At 57.9% G+C, this 13,961-nt stretch carries 17 protein-coding genes; 12 read left to right on the forward strand and 5 right to left on the reverse strand.

The features are described from left to right. Positions 1-38 precede the first annotated feature (38 nt). Positions 39-506: a hypothetical protein gene (locus tag GS646_RS04115; protein ID WP_171094234.1), complete on the forward strand. Its 468-nt coding sequence runs from the start codon at positions 39-41 to the stop codon at positions 504-506. Positions 507-528: 22 nt separating this feature from the next. Here GS646_RS04115 and GS646_RS04120 read toward each other — a convergent pair whose 3' ends face one another. From GS646_RS04120 to fsa, 4 genes are all read right to left on the reverse strand, one after another. After that, positions 529-1,224 (reverse strand): phosphatidylcholine/phosphatidylserine synthase, encoded by a 696-nt coding sequence (locus GS646_RS04120; RefSeq protein WP_171094233.1) that lies wholly within the window; start codon positions 1,222-1,224, stop codon positions 529-531. A gap of 69 nt (positions 1,225-1,293) precedes the next feature. After that, positions 1,294-2,214 (reverse strand): tyrosine recombinase XerC, encoded by a 921-nt coding sequence (locus GS646_RS04125; RefSeq protein WP_171186934.1) that lies wholly within the window; start codon positions 2,212-2,214, stop codon positions 1,294-1,296. After that, complete coding sequence (locus GS646_RS04130; RefSeq protein ID WP_171186932.1) at positions 2,211-2,918, reverse strand: DUF484 family protein; 708 nt, start codon at positions 2,916-2,918, stop codon at positions 2,211-2,213. The genes GS646_RS04125 and GS646_RS04130 overlap by 4 nt, the downstream gene beginning before the upstream one ends. Positions 2,919-3,115: 197 nt before the next feature. Further along, complete coding sequence (gene fsa, locus GS646_RS04135; RefSeq protein ID WP_170520531.1) at positions 3,116-3,769, reverse strand: fructose-6-phosphate aldolase; 654 nt, start codon at positions 3,767-3,769, stop codon at positions 3,116-3,118. 88 nt (positions 3,770-3,857) lie between these two features. Here fsa and GS646_RS04140 point away from each other — a divergent pair, with 88 nt between their 5' ends. From GS646_RS04140 to GS646_RS04155, 4 genes are all read left to right on the forward strand, one after another. After that, positions 3,858-6,053 carry a primosomal protein N' gene (locus GS646_RS04140; RefSeq protein ID WP_171186931.1) on the forward strand — a complete coding sequence of 732 codons (2,196 nt, stop codon included), beginning with the start codon at positions 3,858-3,860 and terminating at the stop codon, positions 6,051-6,053. Between the two features lie 79 nt (positions 6,054-6,132). Then, a complete protein-coding gene (locus tag GS646_RS04145; protein ID WP_171186929.1) occupies positions 6,133-7,365 on the forward strand; it encodes an MFS transporter in 1,233 nt (410 codons plus the stop codon). 66 nt (positions 7,366-7,431) lie between these two features. Continuing rightward, positions 7,432-8,310 carry a 50S ribosomal protein L11 methyltransferase gene (locus GS646_RS04150; RefSeq protein WP_171186927.1) on the forward strand — a complete coding sequence of 293 codons (879 nt, stop codon included), beginning with the start codon at positions 7,432-7,434 and terminating at the stop codon, positions 8,308-8,310. Positions 8,311-8,411: 101 nt separating this feature from the next. Next, positions 8,412-8,756: a hypothetical protein gene (locus GS646_RS04155; RefSeq protein WP_171186925.1), complete on the forward strand. Its 345-nt coding sequence runs from the start codon at positions 8,412-8,414 to the stop codon at positions 8,754-8,756. A 104-nt stretch (positions 8,757-8,860) separates the two neighbouring features. Here GS646_RS04155 and GS646_RS04160 read toward each other — a convergent pair whose 3' ends face one another. Beyond that, positions 8,861-9,076 carry a DUF1127 domain-containing protein gene (locus tag GS646_RS04160; RefSeq protein ID WP_171186923.1) on the reverse strand — a complete coding sequence of 72 codons (216 nt, stop codon included), beginning with the start codon at positions 9,074-9,076 and terminating at the stop codon, positions 8,861-8,863. Positions 9,077-9,410: 334 nt separating this feature from the next. Here GS646_RS04160 and ruvC point away from each other — a divergent pair, with 334 nt between their 5' ends. The 7 genes from ruvC (at position 9,411) to tolR (ending at position 13,958) form a co-directional block, all read left to right on the forward strand. Continuing rightward, positions 9,411-9,908, forward strand: coding sequence for a crossover junction endodeoxyribonuclease RuvC (ruvC, locus tag GS646_RS04165; RefSeq protein ID WP_171186921.1), 498 nt, complete (start codon positions 9,411-9,413; stop codon positions 9,906-9,908). Continuing rightward, positions 9,905-10,582, forward strand: coding sequence for a Holliday junction branch migration protein RuvA (ruvA, locus tag GS646_RS04170; protein WP_171094216.1), 678 nt, complete (start codon positions 9,905-9,907; stop codon positions 10,580-10,582). Before ruvC ends, ruvA begins: the two co-directional genes overlap by 4 nt. Positions 10,583-10,586: 4 nt before the next feature. Further along, positions 10,587-11,606: a Holliday junction branch migration DNA helicase RuvB gene (ruvB, locus tag GS646_RS04175; RefSeq protein WP_171094214.1), complete on the forward strand. Its 1,020-nt coding sequence runs from the start codon at positions 10,587-10,589 to the stop codon at positions 11,604-11,606. Positions 11,607-11,669: 63 nt separating this feature from the next. Continuing rightward, complete coding sequence (locus GS646_RS04180) at positions 11,670-12,293, forward strand: hypothetical protein (protein WP_171186919.1); 624 nt, start codon at positions 11,670-11,672, stop codon at positions 12,291-12,293. Then, entirely contained in the window at positions 12,290-12,673 is a 384-nt protein-coding gene (gene ybgC / locus GS646_RS04185) for a tol-pal system-associated acyl-CoA thioesterase (RefSeq protein WP_171094210.1), read from the forward strand. Before GS646_RS04180 ends, ybgC begins: the two co-directional genes overlap by 4 nt. A gap of 110 nt (positions 12,674-12,783) precedes the next feature. Beyond that, on the forward strand, positions 12,784-13,479 hold the full coding sequence (tolQ, locus tag GS646_RS04190; RefSeq protein WP_171186917.1) for a protein TolQ: 696 nt from the start codon (positions 12,784-12,786) through the stop codon (positions 13,477-13,479). A 2-nt stretch (positions 13,480-13,481) separates the two neighbouring features. After that, complete coding sequence (tolR, locus tag GS646_RS04195; RefSeq protein WP_152457226.1) at positions 13,482-13,958, forward strand: protein TolR; 477 nt, start codon at positions 13,482-13,484, stop codon at positions 13,956-13,958. The last annotated feature ends 3 nt before the right edge of the window (positions 13,959-13,961 follow it).

The following is a 13,961-nucleotide window of genomic DNA, read 5'->3' on the forward strand; positions in this document are numbered from 1 at the left end:
ACCATATATATGTTGTTGAATTTGAAGGACCGCATTGCATGACCACGGATCAAGATCGCGCCGCCCGAAAGAAGGCCATTATTGACAGGTTGATGTCACTTGAAGCGCAAGAGCTTGCAACGGCGCAGGCGCATTACGATGCGTTTTTGAAGGACGCTCAACTGGATGATCGGGAAGGTCACGACAAGGATGACCTTGCCGCCTCACGCGAAAACGCTGACTTGGCGGCTGCGTTTGACGCCCCTGTGCATGCACACCACGCCAAGATCGACGTGATTGAAAACACCGATTTCGGTCTGACTGACACAGTTCAACCCGGCGCAGTGATCAAATTCAACAATCGCAGATTTGTCGTTTGCGTCTCGACCACCCGGTTCGAGGTGGATGGAAAAACGTATATGGGCATTTCAACACAAAGCCCGATTTACTTGGCCATGGTGGGCCTGCAAGAGGGTGATGTCTTTACCCATAACGGCACCGAGTTCGAGGTGCAGGACGTCATGTAGCTCGACTGTCGGCAGCGCTGCGTCAGGCGCGGCGCTGCGGTATGATTTGCTGCGCGATGCCTGCAAATGTCAGGTATAGGCTGGTGATCACCAGCCCCCAATGCGCCCAGCTTTCAGGGTGAAAATCGACCCAGGCCGCCCAACCGGCAAAGAACGTCCATGCCAGAGCCATAGGCAGGGTCAGGCTGCGCCAACGCTCGGTACGTACGGGATGGACAAACTTGAGCGGCAGGAACATCGCCAGCGACAGCAGTGTGACCAGCAGCAGAATAATCCAGAAATTCGGTTCGAGCGCGAAGATCACGATAACGAACATGTTCCAGCATCCCGGAAAACCGGAAAAGGAATTGTCCTTGGTCTTCATCCGGGTGTCCGCAAAATACATCGCGCTGGCAAAAGTTATGACGATGATCGCAAACCATCCCGTCCAGCCGTCCATCAGCCCGGACTTGAACAGGGCAAAGGCCGGTATGAACACATAGGTCAGGTAATCGATGATCAGATCCAGCAGAACACCATCAAATTCCGGGGCGTTCTTTTTGACGTGGTAATGACGCGCCAGAGGGCCATCGATTCCGTCCACGACAAAAGAAACAACCAGCCAAAGATACATCAGGCTCCATTTCTCTTCGACGGCGGCCAGCATGGCGAGCATGGCAAAAACAGCGCCGGTAGCAGTGAAGAGATGGACGGAAAGAGCTTTGAATCTGAGTGTCATGCACGCGTCATGACTGATGCACGCCTGAGATGCAAACCAAAAGCCGTGCGATTTTGATGGATGTGTGTGTCAGGCCTTGGGGTGCGCACGGTTGTAGACCTCCATCAACCGCGCCGTGTCCACGGCAGTATAGGCTTGGGTGGTTGAAAGCGACGCATGTCCCAGGAGCTCCTGAATGGCGCGCAAGTCGCCTCCGGCCGACAGAAGGTGCGTGGCGAAACTGTGCCGCATGGCGTGGGGTGTTGCGGTTGCAGGCAGGCCCAGTTGCATCCGCGCTTTGGCCATAACGCCCTGTATCGCACGTGGATTCAACGCCCCGCCGCGGACACCGCGGAACAATGGTGCGCCCTGTGCCTTCGGGTGAGGGCAGAGTTGCACGTACCGGTCGACGGCTTCACGGGCAGCAGGAAGAACCGGTACGACCCTCTCTTTGTCGCCCTTGCCAACGATGCGCAAGGTGGCGGGTAAAGGTACGTCTGCACCAGTCAATGACAGCGCCTCGGATATGCGCAGTCCGCACCCATAGAGCAACGTGACCACGGCCACATCCCGCGCGGCGACCCAATCCGAACTGGATTGCAACTCGACCGTGTCGATCATGGCGCGGGCGGCGTCTTCGGCCAGGGGGCGGGGCAGTTTCTTGGTGAATTTTGGTGCGCGTGTGGACAAGACAGCAGTGGGTTCAAAGCCTTCACGTTCGGCCAGCCAGCGGTAAAAGCTTTTGACGGCTGAGAGTTTGCGCGCCAGTGATCGTGCGCTTACGTCTGCACTGCGTTGGTCCGCCATCCAGGCACGCATATCTGACACAGTGATCCGTTCCAGCGCTTTCAACCCCTGCCGTTCAGCGTGGTGCAGCGTCATAAAGGACAGAAAATCCGTCACATCCCCGCGATAGGCGGTTTGCGTGTTCTGCGATCTACCCGCCAGCGCACCTAAGCTGTCCAGCCAATGCTGCAGCGCATCGCGGCAGGCGGGTGAGATCAGGCTCACGACAGCCAGTGGCGCATCGAGCGTTCGAACACGCCAGCAAAAAAGCTTAAAAGGTCGGTGCCAAGCTGCGGCGTGAAATGCCGCGGATCCCGCGCACCCATGACAATCATTCCCGGCAAACGACCGGGGCCGAGGTCAAGCTTCAGGCAGGCTTCGGACCGCAATTGATCTGCAAGCGCGCCAAAAATGCGGCGGTTGGGATGATGCACCTCGCGCAGTGTGACGTCGCGGGCCGGTCCGCCGCGATCAATGGTCAGGTACTGGTCGATAAAGCCGGGTTCGGCAATGGTTAGAACGCCCCCCAACGTATCAACTGCTGGATCGTCCTGAACCACGGTTGTTTCCAGAACCAAAGTGATGTGATCAACACGCAAAATATCGGCAACGTCCGCGCCAAGCGCGCGCAGGAAATCTTCGAATTCGACCGGCTCCAACAGACGCAGAATTGCGCGATGCACTTGGTTTGTGCCCGCCAGATTCTCGTAGGCTGCTGCTATCACAGACCGATGGGTGTCTTCCAACCGGTCCAGCCGCGCTTCGAGCCGTTGCATGGCGATGCCGCGCAAATCGATTACATTGTCGCCGCGTGCGCGTTCATTGGCACTGACCAGCGCCTGCATCAGATCCTTGTCATCCAACACGACGTCAGGCTCGGCCAGAATCGCCGCGCGGAGGTTATCCTCGAGTTTGGGGTTGCTGCTCATGTCCCGTCCGGTCTTTTTTTGTTGAGCGGCTTATAACATGCCAGACCGGTTTTGCCTTGGGAAAAATGCACGCAAAGGTGGATTTCCTTGAGTGCTGTGGCGAAGGGGCTCTCGCCCGACATGCCTGATCACAGATCAAGCAAAGGGTCGTTGGGCCGGGCGCGGTGCCTGAAAGCACCGCGCGGTCTTGCAAAAGGTCAGAGGATTTTCTGACCTGTCTTGGCCCAATCGGCCAGGAAGGTTTCCAGACCTTTGTCGGTCAACGGGTGGTCAGCGAGCTTTTTGATCACGGCTGGCGGAGCAGTGATGACATCAGCACCAATGCGGGCGCTGTCGGTCACATGGTTCACGGTGCGGATCGAGGCGGCCAGGATTTCAGTCTCGAACCCGTAATTGTCATAGACTTGGCGGATGTCGGCAATCAGATCCATGCCGTCGAGGTTGATGTCGTCGAGGCGACCAATGAAAGGCGAGATGAAAGTTGCACCTGCTTTGGCAGCAAGGATGGCCTGATTGGTCGAGAAACAAAGCGTCACGTTGACCATCTGACCTTCGTCGCTGAGCGTTTTGCAGGTTTTCAGGCCCGCCCATGTCAGCGGCACTTTCACTGCGATGTTCGGCGCGATCTTGGCCAGCTTGCGGCCTTCGGCGATCATGTCCTCAGCTTCGGTGGCGACAACCTCGGCCGAAACCGGACCGTCGACCAGATCACAGATCTCTTTGGTTACTTCCAGAATGTCGCGACCCGACTTTAGGATCAGCGAAGGGTTGGTGGTTACGCCGTCCACCATGCCAAGATCGTTCAGTTCGGCGATGGCGTCGATCTCGGCGGTGTCTACGAAGAATTTCATGAGGGCAGTCCTTTGATGGGTTGGCCTTGGTCGCGGATGGCTTTACCTCAAAGTGAGCCATGCTGGAACCCCCTGCTAAGGATATGCTGTGAGCGCTAACGGATTTTTCGACCAAGGAGAGCTGATTGCGGTGCTGACAACGCAGCCGCTGGACCGGACGTTGGATTACAAAGCGCCCGAAGGCGGGTGTTTTCTAGGTGCGTTTGTCGAAGTGCCTTTGGGGCCACGCAAGGTTCTTGGCGTGGTCTGGGGCCCTGGGCAGGGCGGGTTTGATCTGAGCAAGGCTCGGTCCGTGATCCGGGTACTTGAGGTTGCACCGATGCGCGAAGAGATGCAGGTGTTTCTGGGCAAGGTCGCCGACTACACGCTGACACCGATGCCAGCGATGCTGCGTTTGGCAACCCGTGCGCCGGGGCTGGGGGACCCTCCGTCAATGCGCAAAGTGTATCGCCTTGGCAGTGGCGAACCGGACAGGATGACCGATGCGCGATCCCGTGTGCTGGAGGTTTTGCGAGACTATGGTGGCCTCGCCTTTACATTGAAGGAACTGGCCGAGCAGGCAGGTGTAACCTCCTCTGTTGTCAAAGGGTTGGTCAAACAAGGTGCTGTCCGGGAAGAGGACAGCCCGCGCGATCTGCCGTACCCGCATCTTGATCCGAACCTGCCGGGTAAAGACCTGACCGAAGATCAGGCGGCGGCTGTGGCGCGATTGCGGGCCGGGCAGCAGACAGGCGACTATGGCACAACACTCCTGAAAGGTGTCACGGGTTCGGGCAAGACCGAAGTGTATCTGGAAGCCGTCGCCGAAGCCTTGCGGATGGGACGCCAGGCTTTGGTCTTGCTGCCGGAAATTGCGCTGACCGCTGAATTCCTGACCCGTGTCGAGGCGCGGTTCGGTGCGCGACCGGCCGAATGGCACTCGGGCGCGACAATGACGGAACGCCGCCGGGTCTGGCGGATGGTTGGGCAGGGGGATGCACAGCTGGTTGTAGGTGCACGATCTGCATTGTTTTTGCCGTTCCGCGATTTGGGGCTTGTGGTGGTCGATGAGGAACACGACACCTCTTACAAACAGGAAGACGGCGTGCACTACAGCGCGCGGGATATGGCAGTTTTGCGTTCGGCCATTTGCGGCGCGCGGGTGATTCTGGCCAGTGCGACGCCGTCGCTGGAAAGCTGGGCAAACGCTGAAGCAGGAAAGTATGACCGGATCGACCTGACTTCGCGCTTCGGCGCGGCGGTTCTGCCTGAGATGAAGCCCATTGATATGCGCGCTGAGCAGATGCAGCCCGGAACATGGATTTCTCCGTCCCTGCGGCAGGCGGTGCGGCAGCGGGTTGAAAAGGGTGAACAATCGCTGCTGTTTATAAACCGTCGTGGATATGCGCCGGTAACTCTGTGCCGGGCTTGCGGTGAACAGATCGCCTGCGACTATTGTGACGCGCGCATGGTTGAACATCGGTTTCTGAAACGCCTGATGTGCCACCAATGCGGTGAGACCAAGCCGATGCCCGAAATCTGTCCGTCCTGCGGCGTAGAAGGCAAACTGGCCCCGGTTGGGCCGGGGATCGAGCGGCTGGCAGAAGAGGCCGAAGCGACCTTTCCGGATGCCAAGATTGCGATGCTGAGTTCCGATCTTTTCGGCTCGGCCCGTGCGCTGAAAGCCAAGATCGAAGAGATTGCCGCAGGAGATGCGGACATCATCATCGGCACTCAGTTGGTCGCCAAGGGGCATAACTTCCCCAAACTCACCTTGGTCGGCGTTATTGATGCGGACCTGTCACTGCACGGTGCCGATCTGCGCGCAGCAGAACGAACGTTTCAATTGATGCGGCAGGTTGCCGGGCGTGCTGGCAGGGCGGATAAGCCGGGGCAGGCGTTGTTGCAGACGTTCCAACCAGAACACCCCGTGATCCGGGCGATCCTGTCCGGTGATGAGGAAGGTTTCTGGAAAGCCGAAGCCGCTGGGCGGCAGGCGGCGGGGGTTCCCCCTTATGGGCGCATGGCCGGAATTGTGTTGTCGGGGCCGGAGGTCGGCCCGGTCTTCGATATCGGCAACGCGATGGCCCGCAATGATACCCCTGTGCGCGATGTGGGGGGGCAAGTTTTTGGCCCTGCACCAGCGCCGATTGCGCGTATTCGCGGACGGCACCGTGTGCGCCTTCTGGTCAAAGCCCCAAAAGGGGCCCCTATTCAGGACGCGATTGCCCGCTGGATCGCGCCTTTGCGTCTGAAAGGTGACATCCGCCTGACTGTCGATATCGACCCGCAGAGCTTTTACTGACCTCTGCATCAGCGCAGGGCGGCTGTGCGCCAACGGCTTCCCTCTCGCCAAGACGACGAAATGGGCGTAGAGGACCAATATGCTAAATCCCATGCCCCTCAACGAGGCGCAGAGCCTTCCGTTCTGGCGTCGTCCTGTCACGCTCTTGTTTGTGATGGCCATGACCATGCCCATCGCGTTTAACGCGTGGAGTGCTTTGCTGAACAATTTCGTCATTGAGGTGGCGAATTTTGATGGGGCCGATATTGGCCTGCTGCATACGGTACGTGAAATTCCGGGCTTTCTGGCGATTGGCGTGATCGCCGTCATCATTTTCATCCGCGAGCAGGTTCTGGCGATGATTTCGCTGATGATGCTTGGGGTGGCAACCGCTGTAACAGCCTGGTTCCCCAGCTTGGGTGGGTTGTTGTTTGTGACCCTGTTCAGCTCGATCGGGTTTCACTACTATGAAACGGTAAATCAGTCGCTGCAGCTGCAATGGCTGCCCAAGGATCGCGCGCCGCAAATTCTGGGATGGCTGGTTGCGATGGGCTCGGCAGCAACGGCGGTGGTCTACGGGTTGATCGTTCTGACCTGGGAGCGCTTTGATCTGTCCTACAACTTCGTTTTCATGGCTGCAGGCGGCGTGACGGTCTTGTTGGCCCTGTTCAGCCTGATCGCCTATCCTCAGTTTGATGCCCCAACACCGCAGACCAAAAAGCTGATCCTGCGTCGCCGGTACTGGCTCTACTACGCGTTACAATTCATGGCCGGCGCACGGCGGCAGATTTTTATTGTGTTTGCCGGGTTCATGATGGTCGAAAAGTTCGGTTTCAAAGTGCATGAACTGACCAGCCTTTACCTGATCAACCTGATGATCAACATGATGGCCGCGCCTTTGCTGGGGAAAGCTGTGGCAAAGTTTGGCGAGCGGCGGACCCTGATCTTCGAATATGCCGGGCTGGCTATCGTGTTTGCGGCTTATGGCGGTATCTACTGGTTCGGCTGGGGGGTGCTGCTGGCGGCGATCCTTTATGTGATCGACCATGTGCTCTTCGCACTGGCGCTGGCGCTGAAAACCTATTTTCAGAAAATCGCGGACCCTGCGGACATTGCTCCGACAGCGGCCGTGGCTTTCACGATCAACCACATCGCCGCTGTGTTCCTGCCTGCTTTGCTGGGGCTTTTGTGGGTGGTTTCGCCGGGCGCAGTGTTTGGTTTGGCGGCGGCTATGGCGATTGTTTCACTTCTGTTGTCGCTGTTGATCCCGCGCCATCCCGAACCGGGCAATGAGACAACCCTGACCAAATACGCTCCGGCACCTGCGGAATAGGCTGGGCGGCTTGACCTTCTCGGCGCGGCGTCCTAGGCGCTGTGCCAACTGAGACAGGAGGCCCAGATGCCCACATTCACCGCGCTGACTACGCTGACAGGTAAGAAGGCCGCCGAAGGTCTGGGCGAAGCCATGGAGCGTTTGGAGCCGGAACCCACCGGTGTTGGTGTGTTCGAGGTCGAGGATGGTTCGGGCCTGTGGGAAGTGGGCGGTTATTTCACTGAAGCCCCGGACGAAACCGCGCTGGCGGTCCTTGCGGCTGCGTTCGAGGCGAAGCCCTTTGTCGTGTCTGAGCTGCCTGAAACCGACTGGGTCGCACATGTGCGCCGCGAGCTTGCGCCCGTCGAAGCAGGTCGGTTCTTTGTCTACGGCAGCCATGATGCCGACAAGATGCCCGAAGGCCGCATTCCGTTGCTGATCGAGGCTGCAATGGCCTTTGGCACCGGGCATCACGGCACAACATTGGGCTGCTTGAAAGCACTGGATTGCTTGTTGGACGAAGGATTTACTGCATCGAAAGTGGCGGATATTGGCTGTGGTACGGCTGTTTTGGCCATGGCCGCCGCTCGGGTCTGGGATGGTGACATCATCGCCAGCGATATCGACGAAGTCGCCGTTGACGTGGCCGAGGCGAACCTGAAGGCAAACGGTATGTCAGGTGCGGTGAAATGCGTCGAGGCCGCTGGCTTCGATCATCCTGACCTCAAAGCACACGCCCCGTATGATCTGATCTTTGCCAATATTCTGAAGGGTCCGCTGGTGGCGCTATCGCCTGAAATCTCCGCGAATCTGCGCCCCGGAGGGTATGCGATATTGTCGGGAATCCTTAACGAGCAGGCAGATGATGTGGTTTCCGTTTATTCTCAAAACGAGTTCAATCTTACGCACAGGGGTGAGATTGGTGAATGGACGACCCTAATTTTAAGCAAACAGGGCGCGAATTAGGCCATTTGCAGGAGTTTTGTGGAATTTTGCCACGCTTTTGTCGCAATCTCTAATTACCGTTTTCTGATCAAAGTCGAGGGGGGCGGTTTTTGGAGGCTGCCATGACGGGTAAACAACTGGAGTTCAATCAGCGCGTTAATCGCCTGAACAAGAAGCATCAGAAGATGAGCCGGGGCTATCGCGCAACGATGCGCAAGGATGGTCTGGTGGTCATGAAGCCGCAACGGGTCAGTTCTGCCGTGCCAGTGCGGGTCCTGCTATTCACGCTTGTTGCGTTCTTTGTGTTCAAAGCGTTTCTTTTGTCTCACCTTGGGCCGACGGGATATCAATACAGAATCGACAGCCTGAGCGAAGGCACCAAAGTCGAACAGGCAGGGGCTTGGGTGATGCAGATCGATCCGGTGTCACAGGCGCTGTCCCAGCAAATGAACAAGCTTCTCTTCTGAATTCTATGCTCTAATCAAAAAAACACCGCGTGCCGTCCGGGCGCGCGGTGTTTCTTTCTGCCCTCATGACGAAAAAGCCAGGAGCGTGTAAGTGGTGGTCGGGATCACCGACGGCCTTCGGCGATGGCGTCAATGTCGCCACGGCACAGGCCGATGTCTTCCAGCTCGCGGTCGCTCAGAACGATCAGCGCGTTGCGGGTTACGCGGGCGTCATTCCATTCGATTGCGGCGTTCACGGCCGATACGAAATATGCGCCGATACGGCCAACGAGGCCGAACGAGCCAGTGGTGGCGATGCGGGTAGTGTCCAGTGCAGCCATATCCTGTTTCCTTCTGGTTTGTGTTCAATTTTCAATCTTGCGATCTGAGCGGCATCTAGTGCTGCCAATTCGTGTGCACAAGTACAGTTTTTGCATGTGTCCTATGCATTTTTTGCAATGCTCTGAAATGCTGAAACCCCCTTAATTTATTGGTAAATTTGCGTTAACAAAGGTGACGTTTTCAGACCTTTTCGACGTCGTAAATCTGCTTTGGGGTCGCGACTGAGATACAGGTGTCGCTTTCAGACTTCAGGTCAATTCGCTTGGAAAATGTTCACGCTTCGTGCTAGGCGTTGAAAAAAGATCACAAAACCCGAGCAGGCCGAGGCACAACATGCGAATTCTGGGCATTGATCCGGGGCTTAGGACCCTGGGGTGGGGCGTCATCGAATCAAATGGCAGCCGTCTGAGCCATATTGCCAATGGATTGTGCAAGTCAGATGGGGATGATCTGGGTGAGCGTCTGCTGTCGCTGCACAACCAGATTGTTGAGGTGATCGCCGATCATCAACCGGACCAGGCTGCGATCGAACAAACATTTGTGAACAAGGATGGGGCGGGGACGCTCAAACTGGGTCAGGCGCGGGGCGTTGCGTTGCTGACATTGGCGCAGGCTGGATTGCCAGTTGGCGAATACGCTCCCAATCGGGTCAAGAAGACCGTCGTGGGTGTGGGTCACGCCGAGAAAGAACAGGTGCTCCACATGGTCAAGCTACAGTTGCCGGGCTGTCTGCCAAAAGGAGCCGATGCTGCTGATGCGCTGGCGATTGCGATCTGTCACGCTTATTACGGAAAGACGCAGCAGGCGGGTGTGAAAGAGGTTCGGGCATGATTGGCAAACTGACAGGGCGGCTGGATTATCGCGCAGCAGATCACGTTCTGATCGATGTTCGGGGTGTTGGCTATATCGTCTATTGTTCTGACCGGACCATGGCGGCGTTGCCAGGCGTGGGCGAGGCAGTCTCGATCTATACCGACATGGTCGTGCGCGAAGATCTGATGCAGCTTTATGGATTTCTGTCCTTGGTCGAAAAGGAATGGCATCGCCTTTTGTGCTCGGTTCAGGGCGTTGGCGCAAAGGTGTCTTTGGCCATCCTCAGCGCTTTGGGGCCGGATGGTGTAAGCCGCGCCATTGCCCTGGGTGATTGGGGTGCGGTCAAAGCGGCCAAGGGTGTTGGGCCTAAAACGGCGCAGAGGATTGTGCTGGACCTCAAAGACAAGGCGCCGGGTGTCATGGCCATGGGCGGCACGGTTGCCGAGGCGCTGGATGGGCCAGCGCTTGAAGTTGTCGAATTGGCCGAACCTGCGCCCGCGCCCAAGCGGTCGTCTAAACCGCCATCGGGGGCTGCTGCGGCGTCTGCCGGGGCGTTGTCGGCTTTGGCAAATCTTGGGTATGGTCCCTCCGACGCAGCAGCGGCTGTGGCTGAAGCAGCGGCAAGCCAGCCCGAAGCGGGCGAGGCCGAATTGATCCGCGCGGCGCTTAGACTGTTAGCTCCGAAAGGGTAAGTGAATGGTAGACGCTGATCCCACCCTGCGCCCGGACCCTCTGCCCGAGGACAACGACCGCGCCTTGCGCCCACAGGGGCTGAACGAATTCATCGGTCAGGCCGAGGCGCGGGCCAACCTGCGTATCTTTATTCAATCCGCCAAGCAACGGGGCGAGGCGATGGATCATACCTTGTTCCATGGCCCGCCGGGATTGGGGAAGACGACTCTGGCGCAGATCATGGCGCGTGAATTGGGTGTCAACTTTCGTATGACCTCTGGCCCGGTCCTGGCCAAGGCGGGTGATCTGGCGGCGATCCTGACCAATCTGGAAGCACGCGATGTGCTGTTCATCGATGAAATCCACCGTTTGAACCCGGCGGTGGAAGAGGTGCTGTATCCCGCGATGGAGGATTTCGAGCTGGATCTGGTGATCGGCGAAGGACCTGCGGCGAGAACCGTGCGGATCGAGTTGCAGCCGTTCACGCTGGTGGGGGCCACGACGCGAATGGGTTTGCTGACAACCCCTTTGCGCGACCGTTTCGGCATCCCGACGCGATTGCAGTTTTACACAGTCGATGAATTGCATGAGATCGTCACGCGCAACGCGCGGAAGCTGGGCGCGCCTGCAGATGACGATGGCGCACGAGAGATTGCGCGCAGGTCTCGTGGCACCCCTCGGATTGCGGGGCGGTTGCTGCGGCGGGTTGTGGACTTTGCCATCGTTGAAGGCGATGGGCGGATCACGCGCGAACTGGCGGACGGAGCCTTGACACGGCTGGGCGTGGATCATTTGGGACTGGATGGCGCGGACCGTCGGTATCTGAAGCTGATCGCTGAAAACTATGGTGGCGGTCCCGTTGGGATCGAGACGATGTCGGCGGCCTTGTCTGAAAGCCGCGACTCGCTGGAAGAAGTTATCGAACCCTTTCTGTTGCAGCAGGGATTGATTCAACGCACCCCGCGTGGACGGATGTTGGCGCAAAAGGCGTGGACCCATTTGGGTATGGCTGCACCTAAGCGGCAGAGCGATCTGTTTGGTTGAAGCCCGGGCGCAGAGATTCTAAGCCTTCGGCGAGAGTATTTTTGAAAAGATGAAGGGTTGGGTGTGACACCGGAAGAGATCGAGGCGCTGTTCACGCGCGAAAGCGGTGAGTTTCTGTTTGCCCGCTGGGGGCGGCCGATTGTGCCAATCGTGTTTGGTGTTGAAGACGAGACGCTAGCCACGGTGAAAGGTGCGTTTGAGGCCGTTGTCACTTTGGCTGGGCATCAGATGGCAGAAACCGATCCAGAACTTGGTGCCAACTGCATGGTCTTCTTTTTTCGGGACTGGCAGGAATTGCTGGAAGTGCCGGATCTTGATCGACTGATCCCGGACCTTGGGCCGTTGGTGGAACGCCTGGTGGCTGCGGATGCCAATCAGTATCGCATATTCCGGTTTGAGGAAGACGGCACAATTCGCGCAGCCTTTGTATTTCTGCGAATGGATAAGGAGTTGTCCGAGGTTCCGGCGGAAACGCTTGCCCTTAGCCAGGTGGTGCAGACTGTCTTGCTTTGGTCCGATACTGCGTTTCGCACGCAATCACCGCTGGCTGTCGCAGGCGAGGCAACGATCCTGCGCCCTGACATTGCTGCATTGATCCGGGCCGCCTATGATCCGGTCCTGCCCGGGGCGGCCCTGGATGCGTCTCATGCGCTCAGGCTGTTTGCCCGGCTGGAGCTGCCACAATGAAACACGTGTACCCGGTTCGCGTTTACTATGAAGACACTGACATGGGCGGTGTCGTCTATCACGCGAATTACCTGCGGTACATTGAGCGTGCCCGATCAGATTGGGTGCGCAATCTGGGCAATGATCAGAACGCAATGCGTGAGGAAGGTATTGTTTGGGTCGTGCGGCGGGTTGAGGCCGATTACCTTTCGCCTGCCAAGTTTGATGACGAGTTGATTGTTGAAACCGAAGTGACTGAGATTTCCGGCGTGCGCCTGACGATGGCGCAGCTGGTTCGGCGGGGGGAAACCGAGATTTTTCGCGCTTCGGTCACGGCCGTGTGCATCAACAAGGATGGCAAGCCGATCCGCCTTCCGGCAGAGATTCGCGCATTGATGTAACAATTTGCGGACGAAGGGTGGTTCTATTGGCTTTTCAACCCCAACTGCGTTAGCGTTTGGCAAAACAAGGCCAAGCAAACGGCCGTCAGGCAAAAACAAAGAGCAGGTTCATGGAAGCTGAAACGCTGGCGCTGGCGCAGGAGATCGATTTCTCCATGTGGGGGCTGTATGCCCGCGCGACCTTTATCGTCAAATTGGTGATGTTGATGCTGATCGGCGCATCGATCTGGTCCTGGGGCATTATCATCCAAAAGCTGATCAACTATCGGGCCGCGCGTCGTGAGGCGCAGGTGTTCGACGAAAGCTTTTGGTCGGGCAACCCATTGGATGAGCTGTTTGAGCAGATCGGAACACAACCGGACGGCAGTTCTGAAAAGATCTTTGCCGCAGGTATGATCGAATGGCGAAGGTCACACCGAAATGATGGTGGGCTGATCGCCGGTGCAACTGCGCGGATCGACCGATCGATGGATGTTGCCATCGCAAAAGAGGCGGAGACCTTGCAGAAAGGGTTGCCCATTTTGGCCACGGTGGGATCAACCGCGCCGTTTATTGGCCTGTTCGGTACCGTCTGGGGCATCATGAATGCCTTTATCGAGATCGCTGAGCAGCAGAACACCAATCTGGCCGTTGTCGCCCCAGGTATCGCCGAAGCGCTGTTGGCGACGGGTCTGGGTCTATTGGCCGCGATCCCGGCGGTTATTTTCTACAACAAGCTCAGCGCGGATAGTGATCGGATCGTTGGAGGGTATGAGGCTTTTGCCGATGAGTTCGCCACTATTCTGTCGCGTCAGTTGGACAGCTGACCATGGGCGCGGCAGTTCAGCAATCTTCGGGTGGTAACGGGCGCAGGCGCGGACGGCGTCGCGGGCGCGCTCAGCCCATGGCCGAGATCAACGTGACCCCGTTTGTGGACGTCATGTTGGTGTTGCTGATCATATTCATGGTCGCGGCACCGCTGCTGACCGTGGGTGTTCCTGTCGATCTGCCTAAGACTGCGGCAAGCGCTTTGCCCGGTGACAACGAGGAACCATTGACCGTGACGCTCACCGCAGATGGGCGCGTACAAATCCAGACGACGGATGTCTTGCGCGAAGAGTTGATTGGCAAGCTGCGCGCGATTGCGGCAGAGCGGAGCAGTGACCGTGTGTTCCTGCGCGCTGATGGTGCAATTCCCTACGCGCAGGTGATGCAGGTCATGGGCGCGCTGAATGCGGGTGGGTTTTCCAACGTTGGCCTTGTGACCGATACGGGCGGGCCGACGCTGGATGAAGGTGGAGAGTGAGGT

It is taken from the genome of Ruegeria sp. HKCCD4315, assembly GCF_013112245.1.
Classification (GTDB): domain Bacteria; phylum Pseudomonadota; class Alphaproteobacteria; order Rhodobacterales; family Rhodobacteraceae; genus Ruegeria.